The following is a 24,253-nucleotide window of genomic DNA, read 5'->3' on the forward strand; positions in this document are numbered from 1 at the left end:
GGGCCGTCGGACGGCCGACCGCAGCCGCGTTGTCCACAGCCTCTCGTGTGGCCCGCACCCGGACTGGTTACGCTCGAAGACGTGAGCAGGCTCCAGGTCGTCAGCGGCAAGGGCGGAACCGGCAAGACCACGGTGTCCGCGGCCCTCGCGCTGGCCCTTGCCACCGAAGGGAAGCGCACGCTTCTCGTCGAGGTCGAGGGCCGCCAGGGCATCGCGCAGCTCTTCGAAACGGAGGCGCTGCCTTATGAGGAGCGGAAGATCGCCGTCGCTCCAGGGGGCGGGGAGGTGTACGCCCTCGCCATCGACCCCGAACTGGCCCTTCTGGACTACCTCCAGATGTTCTACAAGCTGGGCAGCGCCGGACGGGCCCTGAAGAAACTCGGCGCCATCGACTTCGCGACCACCATCGCGCCCGGTCTCAGAGACGTCCTGCTGACCGGCAAGGCGTGCGAGGCGGTGCGGCGCAAGGACCGGCACGGACGGTTCGCGTACGACTACGTCGTGATGGACGCTCCCCCGACCGGACGCATCACCCGGTTCCTCAACGTCAACGACGAGGTGGCCGGGCTCGCGAAGGTCGGCCCGATACACAATCAGGCCCAGGCGGTGATGCGGGTGCTGAAGTCGCCGGAGACGTCCGTGCACCTGGTGACGCTGCTGGAGGAGATGCCCGTCCAGGAGACCGCCGACGGCATCGCCGAGCTGCGCGGGGCGCGGCTGCCCGTGGGGCGGATCATCGTGAACATGGTCCGGCCCGAGGTGTTGGACGCCGACGAACTGGCACTCGTACGGAGCACACCGCGCACGGCACTCGCGCGGTCCCTGTCCGGGGCCGGGCTCGGCGGGGCGCGGCGCGGCGGGCACGCCGAGCGGCTGGTGGACCCGCTGCTGGAGCAGGCCGAGGAGTACGCCGCGCGGTACGAGCTGGAGCAGGAGCAGCGGGCCGTGCTGGGCGAGCTGGGCCTGCCGTTGCACGAACTGCCGTTGCTCGCCGAGGGCATGGACCTGGCGGGCCTGTACGAACTGGCCACCGAGCTGCGGAAGCAGGGGATCGCATGAGTCCGGACGGGACCCAGGCCCAGAACCGGCCGCAGGCCGGCCCCCGGAGCAAGGCACGGGCCCACGCCCAGGAGGGGGCCCGCCCCCTCTCGCCCGCGCGCGTGCTCGACATCGATCCGCTGCTGAAGGACCCGGAGACCCGCATCGTGGTGTGCTGCGGCTCGGGCGGGGTCGGCAAGACGACCACCGCGGCGGCCCTGGGGCTGCGCGCGGCCGAGATGGGCCGCAAGGTGGTCGTCCTCACCATCGACCCGGCGCGGCGGCTCGCGCAGTCCATGGGCATCGACTCCCTGGACAACACCCCGCGGCGGGTGAAGGGCATCGACGACTCGGCGGGCGGCGAGCTGCACGCCATGATGCTCGACATGAAGCGCACCTTCGACGAGATCGTCGAGGTGCACGTGGATCCGGATCGGGCGGCCGCGATCCTGGGAAACCCCTTCTACCAGTCGCTCTCGGCGGGCTTCGCGGGCACGCAGGAGTACATGGCGATGGAGAAGCTGGGGCAGCTGCGGGCGAGGGACGAGTGGGACCTCATCGTCGTCGACACGCCGCCGTCCCGCTCGGCGCTGGACTTCCTGGACGCCCCCAAGCGTCTCGGGTCCTTCCTGGACGGCAGGCTGATCCGGCTGCTGACCGCCCCGGCGAAGCTGGGCGGTCGCGCCGGGATGAAGTTCCTGAACGTCGGCATGTCGATGATGACCGGCACCCTCGGCAAGCTGCTCGGCGGACAGCTGCTGAAGGACGTCCAGACGTTCGTGGCCGCGATGGACACGACGTTCGGCGGGTTCCGTACGCGCGCGGACGCCACGTACAAGCTGCTCCAAGCCCCCGGCACGGCGTTCCTGGTGGTCGCGGCCCCGGAGCGGGACGCGCTGCGCGAGGCCGCGTACTTCGTGGAGCGGCTGGCGGCCGAGAGCATGCCGCTCGCCGGTCTGGTGCTCAACCGGGTCCACGGCAGCGGCGCCGACCGGCTGTCGGCCGAGCGGGCACTCGCCGCCGCGGAAAATCTTGAGGATCCCCGCATTGTGGATCAGGACGGCGGGAAAGCTGGTGTTCGTAACTCTCCCGACACGTACGGCAGTTCAGACTCTCCCGATTCCGACCCACCGGCTGACGCGACGTCCGCGGCCCCGGCCGGTACGGCTTCCGTGGACACCCCCGACGCTCCCGAGACCCCGGACACGCCGGAGCGATCCGTCGACCAGCTCGCGGCGGGCCTGCTGAGGCTGCACGCGGACCGGATGCACCTGCTCTCCCGCGAGCAGCGCACGCGCGATCGCTTCACCGCACGTCACCCCGAGGTGGCGGTGACCGAAGTGGCCGCGCTGCCCGGCGACGTGCACGACCTCGCGGGGCTGCGGGACATCGGGGACCGCCTCGCGACGGACCGCCCGGAGCTGCCCGACGCGCGCGTCTGAGGAGGCCGCCCGGCCTCAGCTCACGGCCGCGTAGTTCTCGTACACCTCGTCGTCGTCGAGGGGCACGATGCCGGCCCCTCGCTCGTACTCCGTCCGCGCCGTCTCCAGCAGTCGGCGCCAGGAGGTCACGGTGGGGCGCCGGCGCAGCAGTGCGCGGCGTTCCCGCTCCGTCATGCCTCCCCACACGCCGAACTCGACGCGGTTGTCGAGCGCGTCGGCCAGGCACTCGGTCCGCACCGGGCATCCGGTGCACACCGCCTTGGCCCTGTTCTGCGCTGCTCCCTGAACGAACAGTTCGTCCGGATCGGTAGTGCGGCAGGCAGCCTGCGCACTCCAGTCGGTTACCCAGCCCATACCGGCGCCGTCCTCTCCCGAATCGAGGCTCCCCCACGGCGGCAGCGGCATATTCACCGCCGCCAGTTGAGGACGTTACGGAAGGTGGGCACAGCGCAACACCCCCTTCGGGCCCAATCTTGAATGGCCCGAACGGACTATGGGTAAGCGGCAGATCACCCGGGGGAGTGAGCTGACGACATACGCGACTATCCCGGCATTCGGTTCAACCCTGTTGCGCCACAACGGACACCAAATGACACACAAGGCGGATTCGGGCACGCATCCCACACTCCGTGACGCACGCCCGTACACACCAACGCGCCCCCTCGGAGGAGCACGGCAGGAGCCCGACAGCATCACGACAGAAAAAAGTCGAGCAGATCCGGAACGATTCGGGGTCGCCGGACGTATTGATACGTGGCCTCACTGCTGTGACAGTTGAGAGCAGCTTAGGCCAAGGCCTATACGCGTGTCCGGCGAATGAGAACGTAGGCTGCCTCCATGCCAAAGAAGCGCTCGGGCGGTGGTCTGTCGCCAACGCAACAGGCCGCCAAGTTCCTCGGTGTCAGTGTGCTCGCTGGAGCCGTCCTGGCCGGCATCGCGTTGCCCGCCGTGGGCGCGCTGGGGCTGGCCGCCAAGGGCTCGGTCGAGAGTTTCGACGAACTCCCGGTCAGCCTGAAGACTCCCCCGCTGAGCCAGCGCACCACCATCCTCGACGCCGAGGGCGGCACCATCGCCACGGTCTACTCGCGCGACCGCACGGTGGTGGGCCTGAAGGACATCTCGCCCTACATGCAGAAGGCGATCGTCGCCATCGAGGACTCGCGCTTCTACCAGCACGGCGCGGTCGACCTGAAGGGCGTACTGCGCGCGCTCAACAAGAACGCGCGCAGCGGCGGGGTCTCCGAGGGCGCGTCCACCCTCACGCAGCAGTACGTGAAGAACGTCTTCGTCGAGGAGGCCGGCGACGACCCGACGAAGGTCGCGCAGGCCACCCAGCAGACCATCGGCCGCAAGATCCGCGAGCTGAAGCTCGCGATCCAGGTCGAGGAGGAGCTGGGCAAGAAGAAGATCCTCGAGAACTACCTGAACATCACCTTCTTCGGCCAGCAGGCGTACGGCGTCGAGGCCGCCTCCCAGCGCTACTTCTCCAAGCACGCCAAGGACCTCAACCTCCAGGAGTCCGCCCTCCTGGCCGGCCTCGTCCAGTCGCCCAGCCGCTACGACCCGGTCAACGACGAGGCGGAGGCCACCAAGCGGCGCAACATCGTGCTGCAGCGCATGGCCGACGTGGGCGACGTCTCCCAGGCGGACGCCGACGAGGCCAAGGAGGAACCGCTCGGCCTGAAGGTCAGCCGGCCCAAGAACGGCTGCATCACCGCGGTCGAGGGCGCCAGCTTCTTCTGCAAGTACGTGGAGAAGGTGTTCCTGCGCGACCCGGTCTTCGGCAAGACCAAGGAGGAGCGCGCGAAGGTCTGGAACCAGGGCGGCCTGACCATCCGCACGACGCTGGACCCGAAGGCCCAGAAGTCGGTGCAGGCCTCGCTCAAGGACCACGTCAACAAGTCGGACTCGGTGGCCGCCGCGACCACGCTGGTCGAGCCGGGCACCGGCAGGATCGTCGCCATGGGCCAGTCGAAGCCGTACGGCTACGGCAAGAACGAGACCGAGTACAACTACTCGGTCGACGCGGCCTACGGCGGCTCCAACTACGGCTTCCCGACCGGTTCGACGTTCAAGCCGTTCGTGGCGGCGGCCGCGCTGGAGCAGGGCGTGCCGGCGACGAAGGAGTACTCGTCGCCGTACGACATGGCGTACCCGAGCCCGGTGCAGACGTGTGACAGCAGTCCGTGGGTCAACACGAGCGGCGAGAAGGTCGAGAACGAGAACGAGTCGGAGGTCGGCCCGTACCGCATGAAGGAGGCGATGGAGAAGTCGGTCAACACCTACTTCGTCCAGATGATCTCCGACATCGGCCTGTGCCCCGTGGCCGGCATGACCGACAAGCTGCACGTCCGGCAGGGCAACGGCGACAAGCTGCCGCAGACCCCGTCCATCGCGCTCGGCTCGATCGGCATCTCCCCGCTGACCATGGCGAGCGCCTACGCGACCTTCGCCTCCCGCGGCATGTACTGCTCGCCGGTCGCCATCGAGTCGATCACCCAGAAGGTCGGCAGCAAGCAGAAGTCGCTGGAGGTCCCGAAGTCGACGTGCTCGCGGGCCATGTCCGAGAAGACCGCCGACAGCATCAACACGCTGCTGCAGGGTGTGGTCGACTCCGGCACGGGCCAGCAGGCCGGCCTCAGCGACCGCGACAACGCCGGTAAGACGGGTACGACGGACGAGCGCAAGAACGCCTGGTTCGTCGGCTACACGCCGAACATGTCGGGTGCCGTCTGGGTCGGCAGCGCCACGCAGCAGGTCAAGATGAAGAACATCACGATCGGCGGCCGGTACCACTCCCTCGTCTTCGGCGGCGCGGTCCCGGGCCCCATCTGGAAGGACGCCATGTCCGGCGCCCTGGCTGGCAAGGACGCCCCGTCCTTCAACCTCGTCGACATCCCTGACGGCGACAAGGACAAGGACAAGGACCGGGACAAGGGCCGGGGCGACGAGGACGACGACAGCAACGGCGACGGCGACGGCGGGCTCATCGGCGGCCTGATCGACGGCGGCACCGGCAACGGCGGCGCGTTCGGCGACCTCTTCCAGGGCCAGGGCAACGGCGGCAACGGCAACGGGGGGCGGCGCGGCTGAGGCCGCCGGTCCACCGGGGCCGACGACGACTGGCGGCCCCCCTTCCGGTGCGGAAGGGGGGCCGCCAGTCGTCGTGGACGTCCGCGCGGCTGCGGGTCAGCCCGCGAGCAGCTTCTTCACCGCGGCGGCGACCCGGCCGCCCTCGGCCTGGCCGGCCACCTTCGGGTTCACGATCTTCATGACGGCGCCCATGGCCCGCGGGCCCTCGGCACCGGCGGCCTTCGCCTCCTCGACGGCTCCGGCGACGATCGCGTCCAGCTCCTCGTCGGACAGCTGCTTGGGCAGGTACGCGGCGAGCAGCTCGCCCTCCGCCTTCTCCCGCTCGGCCTGCTCGGCACGGCCGCCCTGTGCGAAGGCCTCGGCCGCCTCACGGCGCTTCTTCGCCTCGCGGGTGATCACCTTCTGCACCTCGTCGTCGGAGAGCTCCCGCTTCTCCTTCCCCGAGACCTCTTCCTTGGTGATCGCGGTGAGCGTCAGCCGGAGCGTCGAGGAGCGGAGCTCATCGCGCTCCTTGATCGCGGCGTTGAGGTCATCCTGCAGCTTCGACTTGAGCGTGGTCATGGGTCCGATTGTCGCAGGTGCGGGAGGGACGGCGCCCGTCCATTTACGGGGCGCGGCGGCGCAGTTCCCCGCGGTGCCCCGGCCCCGGACCGCGGGCGACCGGACACGGGCGTGCTGTCGGCGCTCTCCCCGGCTTCTGACACGATGGACGTATGCGCGCGCGATATGGAGTTCCCCTGGGAGTCGCGGCGGTTGGCGCCGCCGGTCTGGTCTACGCGGCGGGCTTCGAGGCCCGCTCCTTCCGCCTCCGGCGGGTGACGATCCCCGTCCTGCCCTCCGGGATGCGCCCCCTGCGCGTTCTGCAGGTCTCCGACATCCACATGGTCGGGGGCCAGCGCAAGAAGCAGCGCTGGCTGCGTTCGCTGGCCGGCCTGCGCCCCGACTTCGTGATCAACACCGGCGACAACCTGTCCGACCCGGAGGCCGTCCCGGAGGCCCTGGACGCCCTCGGCCCCCTGATGGACTTCCCCGGCGCCTACGTCTTCGGCTCCAACGACTACTACGGCCCCAGGCTCCGCAATCCCGCCCGCTACCTGATCGAGAAGGCCCAGGGCCGCCACGGCCTGAACGGCAACGCGCCCGCCGTGGGGGTCGTCCACAACCCGTGGGAGGACCTGCGCGACGGTTTCGACGCCGCGGGCTGGCTCAACCTGACCAACACGCGCGGCACGCTGAAGGTCGAGGGCGTGTCGGTGGAGCTGACCGGCCTGGACGACCCGCACATCAAGCGGGACCGGTACGCGGAGGTGGCGGGCGGCCCGTCGTCCTCGGCGGACTTCTCGATGGGCGTGGTGCACGCGCCCTACCTGCGGGTCCTCGACGCGTACGCGTCGGACGGCTACCCCCTGATCCTCGCCGGCCACACCCACGGCGGGCAGCTCTGCATCCCCTTCTACGGCGCGCTGGTCACCAACTGCGACCTGGACACGGACCGCGTGAAGGGCCTGTCCACGCACACGGCCCAGGACCGTACGGCCTACCTCCACGTCTCGGCGGGCTGCGGCACGAACCGCTACACGCCGGTACGTTTCGCCTGCCCGCCGGAGGCGACGTTGCTGACGCTGGTGGGGCGGGAGCAGCGCTGACATCGGCGGGGGCGAGCCGCGCTGATCTTGGCGGGGCGGGCGCAGGCGGACGTGGTGGGGCGGAGACAGCAGGCGGGGCACTGGGCCGCCGAGGGCCGGCGGTTGCGGACCGAAGGCCCGCGGTTGCGGCCCGAGAGCCCGCGGTTGCGGCCCGAGAGCCCGCGGTTGTGGACCGAGGGCCGACGGTTGTGGACCGGGGACCGGCGGGGCGGATAACCCGCACGGCCCACCCGTATGGCCCGTTTTGTCCGGTCTGCCTAGCGTGAGGCCATGACAGCCCCGCTACCGAGGGACATCCCGGACCTGCCCGCAGTCGCGAAGGCGCCCACGCTGCTGCCCTCCCCCGTCCCGGCCACGGCCGTCGTCACACCCGCACGCCGCCCCCTGGCCGCCGCCTTCCGTCTGCTGACCGCCCTGCTGGCCACGGCGGGCGTGAGCATCCAACTGGCCCTCGCCGACACACCCACCCGAGCCCTGAGCCACTTCACCGTCCAGAGCAACATCCTGCTGGCGCTGGTCCTCGCCCTGTCGGCCCGCCGCGCCTGGACCGCCCGCCGACCCCTGCCGGGCGCCCTGACGGGCGCGGCACTGCTCTACGTGCTCATCGCCGGCCTGGTCCACCACCTGCTCCTGTCCGACACGGCGGGCCCCCTCACCACGCCCGGCGGCACCGCCGCCCCGTCGGCCGGGCAGACGGCCGCGAGCCACATCCTGCACACAGTGACCCCGGTCGCCGCCGCCCTGGACTGGCTCCTCCTGACCACGCCGGGCCGGCTGCACCTCCGCCAGGCCGCCGCGTGGATGCTCTGTCCCCTGGCCTACCTGGCCTTCTCCCTGGCCCGCGGCGAACTGCTCCTCCCCGGCACGGCCGACCGCTACCTCTACCCCTTCCTCGACGTCGACCAGCACGGCTACAAGGTCGTCCTCGGCAACGCCCTCCTCCTGGGCCTCGCCTGCTACGCCCTGGCCGTCCTCGTCGTCGCCCTGGACCACGCCCGCCCGAGGCCCCTCCTCCGCCGCCGATAAACCGGATTTCGTCTCCGGCCCCCGGTGGGCTAAAGTAAACGACGTCGCCGCGACGAGCAGCGACGATCGGGGTGTGGCGCAGCTTGGCAGCGCGCTTCGTTCGGGACGAAGAGGTCGTGGGTTCAAATCCCGCCACCCCGACAGCCGAAACAGCAGGTGAGGCACCTAGGAACGTTCCTAGGTGCCTCACCTGTTTTCGTGTGCGTGTCTATCTGCGTGACTACCGCTCCGGACCCCGCTTGAAGATGCCGTCCATGACCACCGCGCCGGTCTGGATCACGGGCCGGATCTGCTTCCGATAGACCTCCTCAGTCACGGCCGTTCCAGAGTGGCCAACGAGCCTAGAGATCTCCTCCAGCGGGACGCCACGGTCGGAGAGCAGGGACACGAAGCTGTGCCGGAGCTCCCGGGGGGTCCACTCGTCGGCGTTGATGCCCTCAGCGTCCTTGAGCGCCTGGCGGAAAGCGCGCCGGACGTTCGTGGCGTCGAGCGGCTTGCCCACAGCCGACGAGAAGACGAGCCCGTGTTCCTCCCACTTGTCACCGGCGGCCAGCCGTTCCCAGCCCTGGTCCTCGAAGTGCTGCCAGAGGACTTCCACGCAGCGCGCCGGCAGGGCGAGGGTTCGCCGAGACTTCCGGGTCTTCGTGTCTCCACCGCGCCGAACCGAGCGCCAGACGGCGATGTGCGGAGGCTGCGGCGGGTCGGCGTCCGGCTTCCCCTTCAGGAAGACGTGGTCCCAGCTGAGCGCCCGCAGCTCCTCGGTACGCGCACCAGTCAGCAGGGCAACGACGATGTAGGCATGCATCGAGGTGCCCTCGGCAGCCTTCAGCACAGCCTCGGCCTGGGCGAAGGTCAGCGCCTTCGACGGCCGCCCCGGTTTGCCCTGGGGCACGGAGCACAGCTCCACCACGTTGCGCTTCACCTTGTCCCGCGCCATGGCCCGCTTGACCGCCCGGTTCAGGCACGAGTGGACCGCCTGAAGGCTGCGCGTGCTCAGCGCCTGAGCCTTGGCGGCCAGCCAACGGTCGACGTCCTCTGCGCTGAGGTCACGCAGCTTCCGGGCACCGAGAGCCGGTATGACGTGCTTCTGGCTCAGGTAGGTGCAGTTCTCGACGGTGCGCTGATCACGACCCGCGAGACCGTACGCAAGCCAGTCGTTCACGGCGTCGGCGACGGTGTAGCCCGTGGGTGCGATCGCAAGACCGTCTTCATGGTCGCGCAGCACCTCTTTGAGCTTGTTCTTGGCCTCCGTCTTGGTCTTGCCACTCCCCCGCTTGACGATCCGCTTGCCGCTCGGATCGAAGCCCAGATTCGCCGTGGCGATCCATCGCTGTCTCTTCTCGTCCCAGTGGAGGCCACCGTCACCGCGACTACGACGCTTGGTCATCAGGCGGCCGCTCCCAACTGGCCCTGAATGAAGTCACGTACGGCGTCGGCGGGCACTCGACGCGCTCCGTCGATCTTGATGGAGGCAAGCCGACGGGTGCGGATGAGGTCGTAGACCTTGCTGCGCCCGACCTTCAGCCGCGCCATGACTTCCGGCACGGTCAGCAGCTCTGGAGTAACGGTGGTCATGCAGCGGTTCCTTCCTGGTCGAGTTGGTCGCGTAGGGCTTCACGAGCTGTCTCGCGGTTGAGTTGGAGGCCGCGGGCGATCGTGGCGGCGAGGACGGATTCGCCGGGGGTGTGGCCGTGGCCGGCGTACTGCCAGTCGGCGAGGACGAGCACGGTGTCCGGCTCGACGTCGTCCAGACCGAGGGCGGCGCGTTCCTGGGCAGCGCGGTAGTCGGCGCGGGCCTGGCGCAGGGCGCCGAGGCTGGTGGAGTAGCGGCGGGACTTGGAGGAGAAGTGGCCGCGGAAGCCGAGCATGTGCGCCCAGGCCCACAGCCGCCGGTCGGGATACAGCGGGTCGAGCCGCTTGCAGGCTTCGATGAGGCGGCGGGCGTGGTCGGGGACGCCGTGGCGGTCGAGTTCGGACAGCTCGCCGATGCGGCGGTCAAGGGTGCCGGTGTTCTCGGCGGCTTTGGTGGCGTACTTGGCCACGTAGGAGGCGACGGCCTGTTCGGTGATGTCGGAGCCGTCCCTGAACGCCTTGATGGGGCGGACGTCGAGCTGGGTGCCCCAGCGGAAGGTGCGGGCTGGTTGGTCTTCGGCGGCCGGGACGGACACCGAGGTGTAGGAGTGGCCGGCGGCGGCGCGGATCGCATCGGCGAGGAGGCCGACGGTGGCCCAGGACGGCGGCGGGGTGTCGGGCCCGTCGGGGCCGTCGAGGCGGATCACGGCGTGGAAGTGCACGGCGCCGCGCTTTTGGAACTCGGCGACCTTGCCGTACGACAGCCGGGCGCACTCCTTGAGTTCTCGTTGGGCGAGGCCAGCGCGGGCGGCGATCTCGCGGCACAGCCGGTTGGTGAAACGCTGCCAGAGCTGCCCGGCATGGTTGTTGAACAGCACCGCGCCCGCGTAGTCGTACGTGTCCGGGTGGAGGGCGGTGCCAAGCTCCGGAGCGTCCGGGGCGTGGCGAGCACCGCAGCGGCAGGTGCCGCGGTCGGGCCGGTTGTGGACCGGGCCGAAGGACGGGGCGGTGAGGGTGGCGAAGACCCGCGGATGATCCCGGACCGTGGCGGGGATGTCGCGGCGGTCGTCACCGGCCAGCCCCGCTCGGATCAGGTGGTAGGTGTCGCCGGCGTAGGTCCAGGCGCAAGCGGGGCAGCGCGAGGCGCGGCGATTGCCGCAGGCCACACGGAGCCGTCCGCCCGGCTCCTTCTCGGTCGAGTAGTGGTGCAGGGTCTGGCCGGTGGTCTTGTCCTTGTGGATCGTCCAACCGGTCAGGTGGATCGGGTCGGAGCAGCCGCCGGTGCGGCGGATCTGCTCTTCCCAGCGGTGGTAGTCGGAGGCCGAAGCCACCCTCAGCAGGTCCCCGAGGGTGGCACGGTCGAGCAGTGCGTCAGGCACGGGCACCCTCCCGGGCGCGGCGGGCGAGGGCGGTACCGGTGCCGTGGCAGGCCGGGCAGTGGACGGTGATGGTGCGCAGGTGACCGTGCCGGTCGCGGCCGCCGAGGGTGACGGCGACGGTGGCGAAGCCGTCGCAGGCCGGGCAGATTCGCGGCGCGGGCGGGGTGTGCTGGGCCATGATGGTGGTTCCTTTCGATTGCGGTTGGAAGGAACGGCCCCGGGTGGCGGCGTGCTTGGCGGCTTGTGCGCCACCCGGCGGCCGGTCAGCGAGACAGGCGCGAGCCCCGGCGACCACGGCCCTTGGCCGCGTACATGGCCGCATCGGCGGCAGCGAGCGCATCGGTCAGCAGCGGCACCGGCAGCTCGGCGAGACGGCAGACCCCGACCGACGCAGCCATCGGCAGCGACCTCCCGGCATAGTGCAGCGGCCGGTGCAGCGCGGCGATCAGCGCATCCAGATCGGCGGCGGCCAGGTCCTGGACGACGGCCACGAACTCTTCCCCGCCCAGACGGCCGGCGGCGCCCTTGCGTCCGCACCAGGTGCGCAGCCGGTCGGCGGTGGCGACGAGGGCTGCGTCTCCGGTGGCGTGGCCGTGGGTGTCGTTGAGGTTCTTGAAGTGGTCGAGGTCGACCAGGAGGACGGCCGCGGTCGGGTGCCGGCGGACGAGGTGTTCGGCGCGGGCGGTCCATCCGGCGCGGGTGTGCAGACCGGTCAGCGGGTCACGGCGAGCGGAGGCGAGCCGGTGGGCGAGGACGCTTCCGTGCACGGCCCAGCCCAGTAACGGCACCAGAGCGGCGGCTATCTGCAGATCCATGACATTCCCCTTTGGCGATGGCGGTTGGCGGAGTGCGGTCCCAGAGACGGCGGCGTGCTGGCGGCTTGTGCGTCGCCCCCGGGACCGGTCAGCGACGCTTAGCGTCGGAGGCGAGCAGCGAGCGCAGGACGACGGCGCAGACGGCGACCGAGGCGGCGGTGATGGCGACCGCCAGGAGCATGGAGACCAGGACGGCGCCGACGACCAGGACGACGGCGGTGCCGCCGCCGACGAGGGCGAGCGCGGTACCCGGGGTGAGCTGCACCATGGGCCGGGCCGACACCGGGGCCGGGGCGATGGGGGCCGGCGGCGGGGCCGGGGTGCCCGGGGTGATGGTGGTCGGCTCGATGACAGCGGGCTGGGTGACGATGCCAGTGGGCTGGGGCATGGTCGGGAGCTTGGGCCGGAACATGGGCGGATCTCCTTACTTGACGGCGGTGTCGATGACCGGGGCGAGGAGGCTGTCGGCGAGGAGGTAGCCGCCGAGCAGGAGTACGACGATGAGCCACCAGGGCGGGCGGATGAGCTTGACGCCGAGGACTCCGACGCACAGCAGGGCGAACCAGAGCGGGACGTCCACGGAGGGCCTCCTAGCGGACCTTGCAGCGGTGGGTGCGGGCGGCGAGCTGGGCGGCGGACTGGCTGGTGTAGTCGGCGGACCAGCCGCAGCCGTCGTTGCTGCACACGGCGGCGTGCTTGGTGGTGCCGTGGCGGTCGCGGTGGGTGCCGATCTGCACCGGGCCGATCCGCATCACGGAGTGGAAGAAGTCACGGGCAGGCATGACGAGGGTTCTCCTTCGGGGTTAGGCGAGCTGGGCGGCGATGGCGTCGGCCAGGTGCGGCGGGACGCCGAGGCGGGCGCGGAGGGTGTCGGTGTCGATCCGGGTGCCGGTGCGGTGTTCGTGGTCGGCGGCGACCTTGCGGGCGTGGTCGACCAGCGCGGCCGGGACCGGAACCGCCGGCGGCGAGGCCGGAACCGGGGCCGGTTCGGCGACCGGCAGAGCCGGGGTTTCCTGGGGTGCCGGGACGGCCGCAGGTTCCGGCTCCGATTCGGGCACGGACTCCGGTTCGCGCTCGACTTCGGTCGCCGGATCCGGGTCCGGGGTAGCCGATGCCGGGGTGTGGCCGGTGGGTGAGTGGGCGAGAAGGGTGCCGCCGAGGAAGGCGAGGGCGGGCCATCCGGCGACGAGGATGCACAGCCAGGCCGGGACGTCGCTCAGGTCGAGGAGTCCAGCGGTGGCGATGTTGGCGCCGAGCGAGGCGGCCAGGGCGATCAGGAACCAGCACCAGGCCAGCCGGGACGGCCCGTCGGTGCGCAGTCGGCGCCAGGCGGCGACGAAGAGCAGGTCCACCGAGATCGGATAGGCCCAGGCTTTCCAGCCGTCCTGTCCCGCGGCGGCGGCGAGGTCGTGCAGGTGGGCGAAGGACAGGGCACCGGCGATCACAGCCTGTACGAGCACGGCGTCCGGGCGAAGGGCGGTGCGCATCGCGGTGTCCTCCTTTCCGGAGTCAGGCGGCGGCCGGGGTCGACTCGACAGCCGGGGCCGGAACCGGGGCGAGGGTGCCGAGGGCGGGCCGGAACGGGGCCAGGGCGGGCAGATCCGGGGTCAGGTCGGCGTGCCGGTTGCAGACGTTCACGGCGTGCCGCAGCGAGGTGTGCGGGGTCCGGACGCGGGCCCAGCCGCCGGCGGAGTCGGCGGCGATGGCGACGCCGGGGGTGTCGGTGGGGATCGAGATCGCGGCGAGGACAGCGTCCGGGGCGATGTCCCCGAAGGCCATGTTCGCCGAGGCTTCGTCATTGACCCGGTGCGCGGTGCGACCGGTGAGCTGGGCACGGAGCATCGTGATGCCCTTGCCGAGTTCCGAGCCGAAGCGCTGCCCACAGACCTCCAGATAGATCCCCGCGGCACGGCCAAGCTGGGCGAGGCGGGCCAGGGCGGTGATGATCCGGTCCCGGCGCTTCTCCTCATCCTTGGTGGCGAAGAGGGCGAGTTCGGCAACCTCGTCGACCAAGACCACGATCGGCACCGGGCGCAGGTCCTCGGGCAGGTCCCAGATGTCGGCGGCGATCTCCGCATCCGGCACATCCGCGGTGATCCGCTGCTCAGCCCGGATGAGCTGGTAGACGTCCTGCATGTGGGACACGAGGGCGTCGAGGAGTTCGGCAGCGGTGTCGGGGTTGTCGGCCAGCGCAGAGAACCGACGGGCCAGCGGGAACAGCTCCACCCCCTGCTTGCAGTCGATCCCCACCAGGGCAACCCGCTGCGGCGCGAGCGCGGCCACCAGGTTGCGCTGATACACCGACTTGCCGGACTCCGTGGCACCGATGACCAGCCCGTGCGGCACGGCACGGTAGTCGCGGTAGTGCACGGCACCGTCCTCGCGCAGAGCCACCGGCACCCGCATCGGCCGAGAGTCCACGTGCGCCGGCATCTGCACCCGCTTGAGCACGTCATAGCCGGTCATCCGCAGCTCCACCACACCCGAGCGCAGCTCACGCGAGGTGACGCCGTACATCGCGAACGAGTGCCGCAGCCGGTCACACGAGGCCGCCACGTCGAAGGCGTCCTGACCGGGCCGGAGCTTCAGCCGTAACACCAGACCGGTGCGGGTGACCCGCAGCCGCAGGATGCGCGGGGCCCGCGGGCCAGGCACCGGCCGATTGGTCATCCGGGCCACGGTCAAGCGCCAGCGCGGCGCCGGGACCGTCAGGCCGCAGGCGTCCATGACCGAGCCGTAGCGGACCAGGACCCGCACCGCGGCGAGGGTGACCCCGAAGGTCAGCCAGTACCAGGCGGGACGCCGCCACAGCAGGAGACCCGCAGCGGCGACGACCAGCACCAGAGCGACGATCAGCCACGCCATGGCTCAGACCGCCTTCGAGGCCGAGCCCGCAGCGGCCAGCGAGGTCACCGCGACCGCGCGGAAGGCGATCCCGTGCCGCTTCTGGCCGTTGAACTCGTTCTCCCACGGCGAGGCGACCAGACCGGTCAGGACCACCGGGGTGCCCATGGCCAGGTCCTCGGAGACGCCGGACTGCGGAACGGTGAGCTTGAGGATCTCCACCTCGTCGGGCGTGGAGAACATGACCTCCACGACCATCAGGGTGGCGCCGTCCTTGTCGAGGGCGATCTCACCGGTCCGGCGGTCCTTCACCTTGGGCTGCGGTGCCTTGGCGACCATCACGGTGGCGTTTGCGGTGTCCACGGGGATCTGACGCATCGTCTTGTCTCCTGCTGAGGTGAGGTGTTGACCGACATCCCGTCGGTGAGATCAGGAGACCGTGAGGGAGGGTGGACGCATCACCGTCCGTATGGACGTTTAGGGACGTCTGAGCTACCGTCAAAACGTCCCTAGCGGTCCCAGTGAAGGGCACGTCATGGCGAACGAGCGTCTGCGCGCGGCGATTTCAGCGAGGGGCGAGACGATCCAGTCCGTTGCCGAGCACGTCGGGGTGGACCCCAAGAGCGTCGAGCGGTGGATCACCACCGGCCGCACTCCGCACCGCGGGCACCGTTGGAAGGCGGCGAGCCTCCTCGGAGTCGACGAGGTCTACCTCTGGCCGGCCGTGGAGAAGCAGGCGGAGAAGGCCAGCACGTCCGAGTTGATCACGTACTACCCGCACCGTGGCGCGGTGCCCGCCCCGCTCTGGTCATCCCTGATCGAGAAGGCGACGGACCAGGTCGACATCCTCGTGTACGCCGGACTGTTCCTCTTCGACAGCAATCCGGACCTGCCCGACCATCTAGCCGAGAAGGCGAAGGCCGGCGCCCAGGTCCGCATCCTGCTCGGCGATCCCGACTCCGAAGCGGTCCGTCAGCGTGGCGAAGAGGAGGGCATCGGCGGCGACCTGGCCGCACGTGCCCGGATCACCCGGCGCTACCTCGAGCCCGCCATGTCGACGCCCGGTGTCGAAGTCCGGTTGCACGACACGATCCTCTACAACTCGATCTACCGGTTCGACGAGGACGTTCTCGTGAACCCGCACGTCCTCGGAGCTCCCGCCGGCCAGAACCCGGTGATGCACTTCCGCTACCTCCCCGGAGCGCGGACCTTCCGGCACTACATGCGGAGCTTCGACTACGCATGGGAGCGGGGCCGGACGGCATAGCAAGCCCTGGACGTGCAACGCTGAACACATGGCCCGTGTTGACTACTTCAACGATCCCAACGCTCCGAAGGCGAACAGCCTCGTCCCCTCCGTGACCGCCGTGGCCCGCAACGAGGCCGGGGAAGTCCTACTGATCCACAAGACCGACAACGGCCTCTGGGCCCTGCCCGGAGGCGGCATCGACCTGGGCGAGTCAGCGCCCGACGCAGCCGTACGGGAGACGAAGGAAGAGACCGGCTTCGACGTGGAGGTGACCGGCCTCGTCGGCATCTACACCAACCCCGGGCACGTCATGGCGTACGACGACGGCGAGGTCCGTCAGCAGTTCTCCATCTGCTTCCACGCCCGCATCACCGGCGGCGAGCTGCGGACGAGCAGCGAGAGCAAGGAAGTGGCCTTCGTCAACCCGAGCAAACTGGACGAGCTGAACATCCACCCGTCGATGCGCATGCGGATCGAGCACGGCTTGGCCGACCGGGCAGAGCCCTACATCGGCTGATGCGCCATGCGGTCGCGGGTCCGCTCGACAGCGCCCCGGAGGTACGGCCGCGCCTTGCTGATCGCGTTGTGCACCTCGCTGCCCGGCTCGTAGCGAACAAGGATCTCGTCGATCCGGGTGTCGAAGTCGAAGGACTGCCCGGCAGGGCCGGTCGTCATGTCAGCGAAGATCAGGGCGTCCAGCACCGGCGAGTCTTCCCGCTCATAGACGGCCAGCTCTGCTGAGAGTCCACGCTGCTCCGCCTCGTACACGGCTCCGGAGTGATGAGCGACCAGCTGCACCAGGCGCGCCGGCGCACCCAGCGATTCGAGGTGCCGGGCACCATCGAGGGGGTGGAACCCGGTGTCACGCAGCTCGGGTGCGTAACCGATGTCATGCAGCCAGGCGGCAGCGACGAGGAGATCCCGGTCCGCCTCGGACACAGCCGTGGAAGCCTCGCGAGCCCGAGCGGCCACGGCCTGGGTGTGCAGCCAGCGGTTCCCGAGCGGAGGAAGCAGGGACTCGGCGAGTTCGGCCGCTCCCTGGGGCGTGTCCAGTGCAGAAGGCATGGATGGAACGGTAGCCGAGCCGAGCAGTGAGCCGACAGGCCACGATCGAGCGGTCGCCGGCCAGAGCGCGGTAAGACTTTCCCTACTTCATCAAGGCCCGCGCACGGCGCGGGCGCGCGCCGCCTCTGCGGCGCGGCCTGCCTCCTGTCTTCGCCCCGGCTGGCCGCGCCCGGCGGCGCGCTGCGTGCATGCGGGCTGAGGTAGGAAACCCTCTGTGGCTGGGGCGGTCGGCTCCACGGCTTTAGGCAGCCACTTTGGGGCGAGCCTCTAAGATCTTGGCCCCAACGTCGTGCTTTAACGGGCAGGTCCACAGACTGCCCGACTCGCCATCAGCTTACGGGGCCAAGATCACTCGCCCCAAAGCAGCTCCAGCCCAAAGCCGCTCCGCCGACCTAACAAGGTCACGCCAGCAATTGAGAGACGGCACCAATGGCATCCGGGAGCTTGGCAACCACAGGACATTCCGTTTCTCTTTCTCCCCACGCCCTTTGCAGGTAGTTCGTCGCCGCTCTTTCCGCCACAACAACGTCTGCGTACGCGGCAGCACATCCCAGGAACAATATATCTACCAGGTCATTCGCCTCCCACCTTGCACGATTCGCCAGGCGGTGGCCAATCACGTCCCCATACAACCGCATGAACGGCATGGAATCGATCTCTTCATAGAGTGCAACTGAGACATATTCCGGGGCAGGTATTCCGAGGCGCTGGGAAACTGAGAGAGCTTCAGGCGCTACATCTACGATCGCCATGGCACGCCCATCAATTATTTTTTGCCTAGCCTTCCGAGCCTGAAACTCCGGATCTTGAGACACCTTGTTAAAGTGCTCATGCCAACCGGGCTTAGGGGACGGAACTTTCTCTGGATTCATTAGCACGTCATAGATCGCAGAAAATGACGTCATCCTGTCGACGAGTGCAGCTATACCGGGCGCAAGGCCGGAGGTATCGTAAGCACGCCTGTCTGTCTCCATGGCGCCCGCGGCCAAGCTGAAGACATCCAGTTCGGGCGGAGTTACCGAAATGCCGTATCGGCGCGAAAGCACAGTGGCCATCTCGTTCATTCTGACTGTGACCGGACTCCGCATCTGCCATCCACGAGAAAGCTTGAGAATGGTGGCAGCAAGATTCTGGCGCTTGGCGTCAAAAAGCGCCGAAGTTTCAAGCGCATGCGCCGACGAGACTGGAATTATTATTCTCCCACTCTCGGCCAGTTCGACCAATTGCACTGCGGCATCATAGTCCCGCCCATTCACCCGCGCGCGATCAAAGATCGAGTTAGATACAGTGCTCCAGTGGCATTGATCCAGGTAAACGACAGGTCGGTGATCCGGGATCGAACTCTTTAGCTCTGCTTCCACCTCGAATCGATCACCCCTTAACGATTCAAGTCGGATCACTCCGCTAGTGAAGCTAAACGCAACCTCTCTAAGCATGCTTTCCCGATCGCCATCACTTAAACGAGCCTCTACCACTCGCCCGTTCCGGTATTTGATCCGCACTTCCCCGGTGATCGGGTTTTGCGCCATCTCTTCGAATACAAGAGCCAGCTCGCCAATATCAGGATTTGACCCCACGTCCGCTCCCCTTTGCCGTTCTCTGCGACACAACGCCCCAGGCATAAACTGCCCAACAACGGATAGCGTCAGCTCTTTTGGCGCATCATTTGGTCCCTACTAGGAGGGTAGTTGAGCAACGCCCTTCGCATCTTCCCGAGCGGAGATTCAAAGAAGGGGGAATCGCCCATAACGAAGAACCGATGCGGCGGAATGACGCCTCCCTTCTTTAGGAAGTTATCGAACTCCACCACTTTGCCATCGCGGTGCCGCAGCGGATTGGGCACCAACTGGATAAGGCCGAATTTCGCCAACATCAAGTGGGCCTCATAAACGTCACGCGAGATGCCATAGAGCCATTCCCGGTCCCTCTCCGATAAGTAGACGCCACGGAGAGCATGAGAGTCGGGAAATCTAGCAGCTAGGTGCTTCAAGATCATATACATCCGGATCTCGGAATCCGTTAGGGCGTAGACCCAGCCGTTGGTGAAGAACTGCACCGGAAGAGTTACTACAGTTCGCGCCCCTTCGTAATACTCGGGGATGAGGTATCCGCGCTTCTCTGATTCGGCCGACCCGGATTCATGCAGCAACATGAGGGAGAATGTATTACCCGGCTCCCCGACATTCCTCAAAATTAGATTTTCATCAGCGAGCCTCTTGATGGCTGACTTTACTTGGCGAACTCGGTTTTGGGTTGCAGTGACCGGCACCTTGGCCTGCGTGTTTTGCTTGGCCTCTGAGACAATCAGATCCGTCCAGGATATCTCACCTCCTGAAACCGGAATCGGGCATGGTCCTGCCACTCCACTCCGTTTTCTGCTCTGCGCTTCAAATACTGCCAAGAGGTACACCTGGAGATTCACCCCGCGCGGCGCGGAGATGCGAGCGATTGGCGGCGGAGCGAACGGGGGGCCAGTGAAGAGTGGAGCTCGAACCCGAACTTGTGCCGGCCAAGGCCCACCGCGCCCATGTAGATCGCGAACAGTGCGCGAGGTCTGCTCGATCCGCTCCGATAAAGCGTCCAGGACCTGCACACGGCGGGCGCGGCGCTCTGCGTTCCTGGGCACGTCATCTCCTCCCCGACCCTTTGGCCCGCAAAGCATCTGCCACTCGGCCTGCGGAAACCTCGTACGCCGCTACAAGCTACATGCGGGCCAAAGGGTTCGGATCTTGGAGTCAGTGTCATCTGACCCTCTGGCCCGCAAAGGGCCCAGCCCCTCATCTGCGAAAGCCTCGTACGCCGCTACAAGCTACATGCGGGCCAAAGGGTTTGATGGACGAACCCTCAAATCTGCGGCAGATACAGCAAAGTGGCAGCACCGAACGGCGAGCGGCCCCCCGGGGCAACGAGGGGCCGCTCTCACACCCAAGTTCGTCAACGCATCTCACGAAGAAGGTGTCTCCATGAATGTACGCCTCGGGGGTAGGACATCCCAGGCCGCTAGCCGCCCGCCCTGGGCCCTCCTCGCGGGCCTCGCGCTCGGTGTCGTACTAGGTGTGTGGGTGGTCCCCGACCTCGCGGCTCCCCTCAGTACAGCTGCGGCCGTGCTCGGAGGCTTCGTAACCGTGTGCGCGGCGGGACGAGGCAAGGAACAGCGGAGTAGCCGATCGAACGCAGTGAATGAGCCGGACTGTCATCTCAGAGTCATCGAGGCGGACCCTCCCGGGCTCGACTCGAACAGCAACCGATGAGTGTCTAACTGCGTGACAACGCCGACGGACAGCGGCGGACGAGCGCGGACGGCTGCGGACTGTCGCCGCAGGTGAGAGGCACGTTGGCCCAAGGTCGAGCGCCCACCCAAGTTGCTTCGGGACGAAGAGGTCGTGGGTTCAAATCCCGCCACCCCGACAGAGAAACACCACGCGATGGGCCTGATCCTCAGTGAGGATCAGGCCCATCGCGCGTTTCAGGTGATCGTTTGGGGGGTCTTCACTCGCGATCGGGCCGTTCGATCCGCCGGCCGAACCGCTCGCGGGCACGGTCACCGGGCCCGAACAGGACGGGACCCGTAGATGTGACGTAATGCTTACGTCGACGTCTGTGGACTGACGTGGGGGCGTTCGGCGGTGTGGACTCATGGGCGTCCGAATTATCGATCTCGCGACGGAGTCGACATGACACGGATTCGTTCCATGGGCGCCACGGCCGTGGGCCTGGCCGCCGCCCTCCTCAGCGTCCCGACGCCCGCGTGGGCCGCGACCCCCGACGTCCCCGAGACGCTGCGGATCTCGGACGGGCCGATGGCGGGCTTCCAGTTCTGCGGTGCCGCGACCCCGCCGACGTTCAGCACCGCCAACGAATTCGGGCCGCTGTTCGCCGCCTCGGTGAAGGGGATCGACCCTCAGCCCGATCTGGACGGAACGATAGAGCTCGCCCGCGCGAACGAGCAGCCGTTCCGCTCCTACTCGGTCAACACGGGGCCGGTCGGCCACGAGTGGGGCATCCAGATCCCCACCAGCACGTTCAGCGTGGGCGACTACCAGTGGCGTATCCGCGCCGAGGGTCCCGACGGCCCGTCCGCGTGGTCCGCGTGGTGCACGTTCACGGTGACCGGCTCGGCGTCCACGCCCACGGAGTTCACCTACAGCCCCGACGGGGGCAGGCACTGCCTGGATGTGGGCGGTGCCAGCAAGGAGAATGCCGCGCCGGTGCAGCTGTGGGACTGCAACGGCTCCTTGGGCCAGACCTGGAAGGCCACCCCCGAGGGCACCCTGGTGAACCCCAACTCGGGCAAGTGCCTGGACGTGGCCGACGGCGGAACCGCCAACGGAACCAAGGTGCAGATCTACAGCTGCAACGGCACCGGCGCCCAGCAATGGCGCTACGACCAGCCGACCCCGGCCGCCTTCACCAACCCCCGGTCCGGGAAATGCCTGGATGTGCCCAACGGCGACTTCACCAACGGGGTCCGGGTCCAGATCCACGAGTGCAACGGCACGGGCGCCCAGGTCTGGAAGCAGTTCACCCCCGCCTGACCGGGCACCGAGGTGGACTCCCGTCATCCAGGCGCTGAGCGGCGCCGCCCGGAGTGCCGTCGTCGGTGTCGCGGGCTAACCTCCGCACAATCGACCTTCATCCCGTTCCGGGAGGACTCCATGGCATCACGACTCAATCCGTACATCAGCTTCGGCGGTGACGCCCGGCAGGCGATGGAGTTCTACAAGGAGGTCTTCGGCGGCACGCTGAACCTCAACACCTACGGTGACTTCGGCCGACCGGATGCGCCCGAGGCCGACAAGATCATGCACGGCATGCTCGAGACTCCGAGCGGCTTCACCCTGATGGGCTCCGACTCACCGCCCGGCATGGAGCACACCACCGGCAACAACTTCTCCGTGAGCCTGAGCGGCGACGACGATGCCGAGCTGCGCGGCTACTGGGAGAAGCTGTCCGCCGGCGGCTCGGTGTCCGTCCCGCTGGAGAAGCAGATGTGGGGCGACGTGTTCGGCATGTGCACGGACCGGTTCGGCATCCCCTGGATGGTCAACATCATCGAGCCGCAGGGCTGAAGCGGGTCCTGGGCGGCGTTCACAGGTCGGCTGGAGGGGCTGCCGGGGAATTCCCGCAAGAGCCTCACACGTGCTGCACACAGTCTTTCGAAAGCCTCGTTAGCGTTGCTGGCCGCTCGATTCCGTGTGCGAACGTGACCGGGCCGTGGGTCCGGTGGGGCCGCGGTGTGTCGACTCAGGAAGACCGGACATGGACTACTGCTCGTCGTGCCGTCGGCATCTCAACGGCGCCCTGGTGTGCCCCGGGTGCGGCGCCTACGCCCCCGACATCGACCCGGCCGCCGCCGGTGGGAGCGTGGGCCCGGCCTCGGGTGCCACGCCGGTGGGCGCGGTCACCGCGGCGGAGTCGGCGATCCCGGCCGCTTGGCACGAGAACGGTGATCCCGGGGAGGTGCCGCCGGCACCGCAGGGGCGGGCGGCACGACGGCGTCAGCGCGCTCGCTGGAAGAAGAACCAGCGTCGGGCCGTGGTCGCGACCGCGGTCGCGCTCGTCGCGGGCGGTCTGACCCTGTCCGCCGTGGACCGGCAGTCCGGGGACCGGGCCCAGGCGGCCACGGCCCCGCAGGACCCGGGCGCGAACGCCGTCGCGGAAGCCGAGGACGGGGCCGCGCAGGACGTACGCCCTCCGGGTCCGGTGCGGACCGACGCGCACCGCTCGCCGTCCACGCCGCCCGCCCGGACGCCCGCGCCCGGCCTCCCGCACCGGCAGCCCGCCGCGGAGTCGCAGCGCGCCACGCCGCCGCCCGCCCGGCAGGAGGCCGCCGCCGCACCCCGTGCGACGGTGACGTCGGCCCCGCCGCGGCAGAGCACCGCGCCGGCCGCCCGCCAGACGGCGCCCGACCGCACCACCGACACGGCGGACACGGCGGGCACGACGGACACGACGGACACGCAGGCGTCCACGCCCGCCCCGGCCGGCGACACCAGTCCCACCGGCGGCACCAGCGGTACGGAGCCGTCGCGGGCGGACACCTCGCCGACGCAGGTCTGCCTGCTCGTCCTGTGCCTCGGCTGACCCGGCCGAGCCGCTGACGCGAGACAGTGGCGTCCGTGCCGCCCCTTCGGCGGCTCGGGCGCCACTGCCACGTGGGACACCCGAGCCGCGACAGGCTCCCGCGTGCCTCCCCGAGAGAGCGGGCGCCCCGACCCGCTTGTCGGGTCACCACTTCCAGCGCACCGCGTGCCATGAGTGTCACCTGAGCGACCGATCGGCTCAACGCTTGCCACACCTATCGAGTTTCGATAGATTTCCATCGTCGCTCGATTGGAGGAGGGGTGATGGGCAAGCTGACCGTGGTGGCATTGCGCATCGTGCTCGGGGTGCTGCTCGCCGGCTCCCTGTTCGTGCAGGCGGTGATGGTGCCGCTGCTGGGCTCGGATCTGGAGGGGATCGACGCGGACCTCGCGTACCCGGTCGCCGCGTTCCTCGTGGTCGTGATCCTGGGCGTCGTGACGGCCCAGGTCGTTCTCGTCTGCGTATGGCGGCTGTTGACGATGGTGCGACGCGGGACCGTGTTCTCCCACGGCGCCTTCCGGTACGTGCACATCATGATCGGTGCCTTCGTGGCGGCCGCGCTCCTGGTGTTCGCCCTCGGGGTCATGCTGGCCCCGGGCGAGGCCGTCGCCCCGGGGGTGGTCCTGCTGGTCGGCGGCGTCGTCGTGGCGGTCCTCGGGGTCGCGCTCGTCGTCCTCGTCCTGCGGATGCTGCTCGCCCAGGCCGTCGCCCGCGACGTCGAGGCGGCGCGGATGCAGGCCGAGCTGGCCGAGGTGATCTGATGCCGATCGCCGTCGACATCGACGTGATGCTGGCCAAGCGGAAGATGTCCGTGGGCGAGCTCGCGGAGCGCGTCGGCATCACGCCCGCCAACCTGGCCGTGCTCAAGAACGGCCGCGCCAAGGCGGTGCGTTTCTCGACGCTCGCCGCGCTCTGCGAAGTACTGGAGTGCCAGCCGGGGGATCTGCTGCGCTGGGAGGCCGGTCAGGACGGGGAGGCCGCCGGCGGGTGACGCCGGCGG

At 68.9% G+C, this 24,253-nt stretch carries 28 protein-coding genes and 1 tRNA gene; 13 read left to right on the forward strand and 16 right to left on the reverse strand.

Annotated features, from left to right (window positions below; genetic code table 11):
- Positions 1-81 precede the first annotated feature (81 nt).
- Positions 82-1,059 carry an ATPase BagA gene (bagA, locus tag IE260_RS23010; RefSeq protein WP_189874854.1) on the forward strand — a complete coding sequence of 326 codons (978 nt, stop codon included), beginning with the start codon at positions 82-84 and terminating at the stop codon, positions 1,057-1,059.
- Positions 1,056-2,480 carry an ATPase BagB gene (gene bagB / locus IE260_RS23015; RefSeq protein ID WP_189874857.1) on the forward strand — a complete coding sequence of 475 codons (1,425 nt, stop codon included), beginning with the start codon at positions 1,056-1,058 and terminating at the stop codon, positions 2,478-2,480. The genes bagA and bagB overlap by 4 nt, the downstream gene beginning before the upstream one ends.
- Before the next feature lie 15 nt (positions 2,481-2,495).
- Here the strand turns inward: bagB and wblA are convergent, their stop codons facing one another.
- Complete coding sequence (wblA, locus tag IE260_RS23020; protein ID WP_189874859.1) at positions 2,496-2,834, reverse strand: transcriptional regulator WblA; 339 nt, start codon at positions 2,832-2,834, stop codon at positions 2,496-2,498.
- Between the two features lie 483 nt (positions 2,835-3,317).
- Between wblA and IE260_RS23025 the strand changes: the two genes are divergently transcribed.
- Positions 3,318-5,573, forward strand: a complete 2,256-nt coding sequence (locus IE260_RS23025; protein ID WP_189874860.1) for a transglycosylase domain-containing protein — start codon at positions 3,318-3,320, stop codon at positions 5,571-5,573.
- A gap of 96 nt (positions 5,574-5,669) precedes the next feature.
- Here the strand turns inward: IE260_RS23025 and IE260_RS23030 are convergent, their stop codons facing one another.
- Positions 5,670-6,134 carry a GatB/YqeY domain-containing protein gene (locus tag IE260_RS23030; protein ID WP_189874863.1) on the reverse strand — a complete coding sequence of 155 codons (465 nt, stop codon included), beginning with the start codon at positions 6,132-6,134 and terminating at the stop codon, positions 5,670-5,672.
- 152 nt (positions 6,135-6,286) lie between these two features.
- On the opposite strand from IE260_RS23030, the gene IE260_RS23035 reads away from it, so the two are divergent.
- The 3 genes from IE260_RS23035 to IE260_RS23045 all read left to right on the forward strand — a co-directional run bounded on the left by IE260_RS23035 (position 6,287) and on the right by IE260_RS23045 (position 8,386).
- On the forward strand, positions 6,287-7,219 hold the full coding sequence (locus IE260_RS23035; RefSeq protein ID WP_189874865.1) for a metallophosphoesterase: 933 nt from the start codon (positions 6,287-6,289) through the stop codon (positions 7,217-7,219).
- Positions 7,220-7,489: 270 nt separating this feature from the next.
- Complete coding sequence (locus IE260_RS23040; RefSeq protein ID WP_189874867.1) at positions 7,490-8,245, forward strand: Pr6Pr family membrane protein; 756 nt, start codon at positions 7,490-7,492, stop codon at positions 8,243-8,245.
- A gap of 67 nt (positions 8,246-8,312) precedes the next feature.
- A tRNA-Pro gene (locus tag IE260_RS23045) sits at positions 8,313-8,386 on the forward strand.
- A gap of 79 nt (positions 8,387-8,465) precedes the next feature.
- On the opposite strand, the gene IE260_RS23050 is transcribed toward IE260_RS23045, so the two are convergent.
- The 11 genes from IE260_RS23050 to IE260_RS23100 form a co-directional block, all read right to left on the reverse strand.
- Entirely contained in the window at positions 8,466-9,632 is a 1,167-nt protein-coding gene (locus IE260_RS23050) for a site-specific integrase (RefSeq protein WP_189874869.1), read from the reverse strand.
- Positions 9,632-9,820: a helix-turn-helix domain-containing protein gene (locus IE260_RS23055; RefSeq protein WP_189874871.1), complete on the reverse strand. Its 189-nt coding sequence runs from the start codon at positions 9,818-9,820 to the stop codon at positions 9,632-9,634. Before IE260_RS23055 ends, IE260_RS23050 begins: the two co-directional genes overlap by 1 nt.
- Entirely contained in the window at positions 9,817-11,196 is a 1,380-nt protein-coding gene (repSA, locus tag IE260_RS23060; RefSeq protein WP_189874873.1) for a replication initiator protein RepSA, read from the reverse strand. Before repSA ends, IE260_RS23055 begins: the two co-directional genes overlap by 4 nt.
- Positions 11,189-11,374 carry a hypothetical protein gene (locus tag IE260_RS23065; RefSeq protein ID WP_189874875.1) on the reverse strand — a complete coding sequence of 62 codons (186 nt, stop codon included), beginning with the start codon at positions 11,372-11,374 and terminating at the stop codon, positions 11,189-11,191. The genes repSA and IE260_RS23065 overlap by 8 nt, the downstream gene beginning before the upstream one ends.
- An 85-nt stretch (positions 11,375-11,459) precedes the next feature.
- Positions 11,460-12,011: a GGDEF domain-containing protein gene (locus tag IE260_RS23070; protein ID WP_189874877.1), complete on the reverse strand. Its 552-nt coding sequence runs from the start codon at positions 12,009-12,011 to the stop codon at positions 11,460-11,462.
- Between the two features lie 88 nt (positions 12,012-12,099).
- Complete coding sequence (locus IE260_RS23075) at positions 12,100-12,423, reverse strand: SpdD-like protein (RefSeq protein ID WP_189874879.1); 324 nt, start codon at positions 12,421-12,423, stop codon at positions 12,100-12,102.
- A gap of 12 nt (positions 12,424-12,435) precedes the next feature.
- Complete coding sequence (locus tag IE260_RS23080; RefSeq protein ID WP_189874881.1) at positions 12,436-12,591, reverse strand: hypothetical protein; 156 nt, start codon at positions 12,589-12,591, stop codon at positions 12,436-12,438.
- A 10-nt stretch (positions 12,592-12,601) separates the two neighbouring features.
- Positions 12,602-12,793, reverse strand: coding sequence for a mobile element transfer protein (locus IE260_RS23085; protein ID WP_086878647.1), 192 nt, complete (start codon positions 12,791-12,793; stop codon positions 12,602-12,604).
- 21 nt (positions 12,794-12,814) lie between these two features.
- Positions 12,815-13,498, reverse strand: a complete 684-nt coding sequence (locus IE260_RS23090; protein WP_189874883.1) for a DUF2637 domain-containing protein — start codon at positions 13,496-13,498, stop codon at positions 12,815-12,817.
- Between the two features lie 22 nt (positions 13,499-13,520).
- Positions 13,521-14,876: an FtsK/SpoIIIE domain-containing protein gene (locus IE260_RS23095; protein ID WP_189874885.1), complete on the reverse strand. Its 1,356-nt coding sequence runs from the start codon at positions 14,874-14,876 to the stop codon at positions 13,521-13,523.
- Between the two features lie 3 nt (positions 14,877-14,879).
- Positions 14,880-15,233, reverse strand: a complete 354-nt coding sequence (locus IE260_RS23100) for an SCO3933 family regulatory protein (RefSeq protein WP_189874887.1) — start codon at positions 15,231-15,233, stop codon at positions 14,880-14,882.
- Positions 15,234-15,390: 157 nt separating this feature from the next.
- Between IE260_RS23100 and IE260_RS23105 the strand changes: the two genes are divergently transcribed.
- Together IE260_RS23105 and IE260_RS23110 are read left to right on the forward strand one after the other, a co-directional pair.
- A complete protein-coding gene (locus IE260_RS23105) occupies positions 15,391-16,122 on the forward strand; it encodes an XRE family transcriptional regulator (RefSeq protein ID WP_189874889.1) in 732 nt (243 codons plus the stop codon).
- A gap of 28 nt (positions 16,123-16,150) precedes the next feature.
- Positions 16,151-16,621: an NUDIX hydrolase gene (locus tag IE260_RS23110; RefSeq protein ID WP_189874892.1), complete on the forward strand. Its 471-nt coding sequence runs from the start codon at positions 16,151-16,153 to the stop codon at positions 16,619-16,621.
- On the opposite strand, the gene IE260_RS23115 is transcribed toward IE260_RS23110, so the two are convergent.
- The 3 genes from IE260_RS23115 to IE260_RS23125 form a co-directional block, all read right to left on the reverse strand.
- Positions 16,609-17,169, reverse strand: coding sequence for an HDIG domain-containing metalloprotein (locus IE260_RS23115; RefSeq protein ID WP_189874894.1), 561 nt, complete (start codon positions 17,167-17,169; stop codon positions 16,609-16,611). The two genes, IE260_RS23110 and IE260_RS23115, sit on opposite strands and share 13 nt — an antisense overlap.
- A 401-nt stretch (positions 17,170-17,570) precedes the next feature.
- Positions 17,571-18,746, reverse strand: a complete 1,176-nt coding sequence (locus tag IE260_RS23120; RefSeq protein ID WP_189874896.1) for a hypothetical protein — start codon at positions 18,744-18,746, stop codon at positions 17,571-17,573.
- 68 nt (positions 18,747-18,814) lie between these two features.
- Complete coding sequence (locus IE260_RS23125) at positions 18,815-19,570, reverse strand: hypothetical protein (RefSeq protein ID WP_229881104.1); 756 nt, start codon at positions 19,568-19,570, stop codon at positions 18,815-18,817.
- A gap of 1,273 nt (positions 19,571-20,843) precedes the next feature.
- On the opposite strand from IE260_RS23125, the gene IE260_RS23130 reads away from it, so the two are divergent.
- The 5 genes from IE260_RS23130 to IE260_RS23150 all read left to right on the forward strand — a co-directional run bounded on the left by IE260_RS23130 (position 20,844) and on the right by IE260_RS23150 (position 24,244).
- Entirely contained in the window at positions 20,844-21,704 is an 861-nt protein-coding gene (locus tag IE260_RS23130; protein WP_189874900.1) for an RICIN domain-containing protein, read from the forward strand.
- A 120-nt stretch (positions 21,705-21,824) separates the two neighbouring features.
- Entirely contained in the window at positions 21,825-22,238 is a 414-nt protein-coding gene (locus IE260_RS23135) for a VOC family protein (RefSeq protein ID WP_189874902.1), read from the forward strand.
- Positions 22,239-22,428: 190 nt separating this feature from the next.
- Entirely contained in the window at positions 22,429-23,253 is an 825-nt protein-coding gene (locus tag IE260_RS23140) for an SCO2400 family protein (RefSeq protein WP_189874904.1), read from the forward strand.
- 263 nt (positions 23,254-23,516) lie between these two features.
- A complete protein-coding gene (locus IE260_RS23145; protein WP_189874906.1) occupies positions 23,517-24,014 on the forward strand; it encodes a DUF2975 domain-containing protein in 498 nt (165 codons plus the stop codon).
- Positions 24,014-24,244, forward strand: a complete 231-nt coding sequence (locus IE260_RS23150) for a helix-turn-helix domain-containing protein (RefSeq protein WP_189874908.1) — start codon at positions 24,014-24,016, stop codon at positions 24,242-24,244. Before IE260_RS23145 ends, IE260_RS23150 begins: the two co-directional genes overlap by 1 nt.
- The last annotated feature ends 9 nt before the right edge of the window (positions 24,245-24,253 follow it).

The organism is Streptomyces viridiviolaceus (genome assembly GCF_014650995.1).
Taxonomy (GTDB): domain Bacteria; phylum Actinomycetota; class Actinomycetes; order Streptomycetales; family Streptomycetaceae; genus Streptomyces; species Streptomyces viridiviolaceus.

Excerpts from the sequence above, each read along its gene's own strand:
- IE260_RS23075 (WP_189874879.1), bottom strand. The coding sequence starts at position 12,423 with ATGTTCCGGCCCAAGCTCCCGACCATGCCCCAGCCCACTGGCATCGTC.
- IE260_RS23035 (WP_189874865.1), top strand. The coding sequence starts at position 6,287 with ATGCGCGCGCGATATGGAGTTCCCCTGGGAGTCGCGGCGGTTGGCGCC.
- IE260_RS23130 (WP_189874900.1), top strand. The coding sequence starts at position 20,844 with ATGACACGGATTCGTTCCATGGGCGCCACGGCCGTGGGCCTGGCCGCC.
- IE260_RS23135 (WP_189874902.1), top strand. The coding sequence starts at position 21,825 with ATGGCATCACGACTCAATCCGTACATCAGCTTCGGCGGTGACGCCCGG.
- IE260_RS23100 (WP_189874887.1), bottom strand. The coding sequence starts at position 15,233 with ATGCGTCAGATCCCCGTGGACACCGCAAACGCCACCGTGATGGTCGCC.
- IE260_RS23150 (WP_189874908.1), top strand. The coding sequence starts at position 24,014 with ATGCCGATCGCCGTCGACATCGACGTGATGCTGGCCAAGCGGAAGATG.
- IE260_RS23040 (WP_189874867.1), top strand. The coding sequence starts at position 7,490 with ATGACAGCCCCGCTACCGAGGGACATCCCGGACCTGCCCGCAGTCGCG.
- IE260_RS23140 (WP_189874904.1), top strand. The coding sequence starts at position 22,429 with ATGGACTACTGCTCGTCGTGCCGTCGGCATCTCAACGGCGCCCTGGTG.
- IE260_RS23085 (WP_086878647.1), bottom strand. The coding sequence starts at position 12,793 with ATGCCTGCCCGTGACTTCTTCCACTCCGTGATGCGGATCGGCCCGGTG.
- bagB (WP_189874857.1), top strand. The coding sequence starts at position 1,056 with ATGAGTCCGGACGGGACCCAGGCCCAGAACCGGCCGCAGGCCGGCCCC.
- IE260_RS23070 (WP_189874877.1), bottom strand. The coding sequence starts at position 12,011 with ATGGATCTGCAGATAGCCGCCGCTCTGGTGCCGTTACTGGGCTGGGCC.
- IE260_RS23105 (WP_189874889.1), top strand. The coding sequence starts at position 15,391 with ATGGCGAACGAGCGTCTGCGCGCGGCGATTTCAGCGAGGGGCGAGACG.
- IE260_RS23055 (WP_189874871.1), bottom strand. The coding sequence starts at position 9,820 with ATGACCACCGTTACTCCAGAGCTGCTGACCGTGCCGGAAGTCATGGCG.
- IE260_RS23110 (WP_189874892.1), top strand. The coding sequence starts at position 16,151 with ATGGCCCGTGTTGACTACTTCAACGATCCCAACGCTCCGAAGGCGAAC.
- IE260_RS23090 (WP_189874883.1), bottom strand. The coding sequence starts at position 13,498 with ATGCGCACCGCCCTTCGCCCGGACGCCGTGCTCGTACAGGCTGTGATC.
- IE260_RS23115 (WP_189874894.1), bottom strand. The coding sequence starts at position 17,169 with ATGCCTTCTGCACTGGACACGCCCCAGGGAGCGGCCGAACTCGCCGAG.
- IE260_RS23145 (WP_189874906.1), top strand. The coding sequence starts at position 23,517 with ATGGGCAAGCTGACCGTGGTGGCATTGCGCATCGTGCTCGGGGTGCTG.
- IE260_RS23065 (WP_189874875.1), bottom strand. The coding sequence starts at position 11,374 with ATGGCCCAGCACACCCCGCCCGCGCCGCGAATCTGCCCGGCCTGCGAC.
- IE260_RS23030 (WP_189874863.1), bottom strand. The coding sequence starts at position 6,134 with ATGACCACGCTCAAGTCGAAGCTGCAGGATGACCTCAACGCCGCGATC.
- IE260_RS23025 (WP_189874860.1), top strand. The coding sequence starts at position 3,318 with ATGCCAAAGAAGCGCTCGGGCGGTGGTCTGTCGCCAACGCAACAGGCC.
- IE260_RS23095 (WP_189874885.1), bottom strand. The coding sequence starts at position 14,876 with ATGGCGTGGCTGATCGTCGCTCTGGTGCTGGTCGTCGCCGCTGCGGGT.
- IE260_RS23050 (WP_189874869.1), bottom strand. The coding sequence starts at position 9,632 with ATGACCAAGCGTCGTAGTCGCGGTGACGGTGGCCTCCACTGGGACGAG.
- wblA (WP_189874859.1), bottom strand. The coding sequence starts at position 2,834 with ATGGGCTGGGTAACCGACTGGAGTGCGCAGGCTGCCTGCCGCACTACC.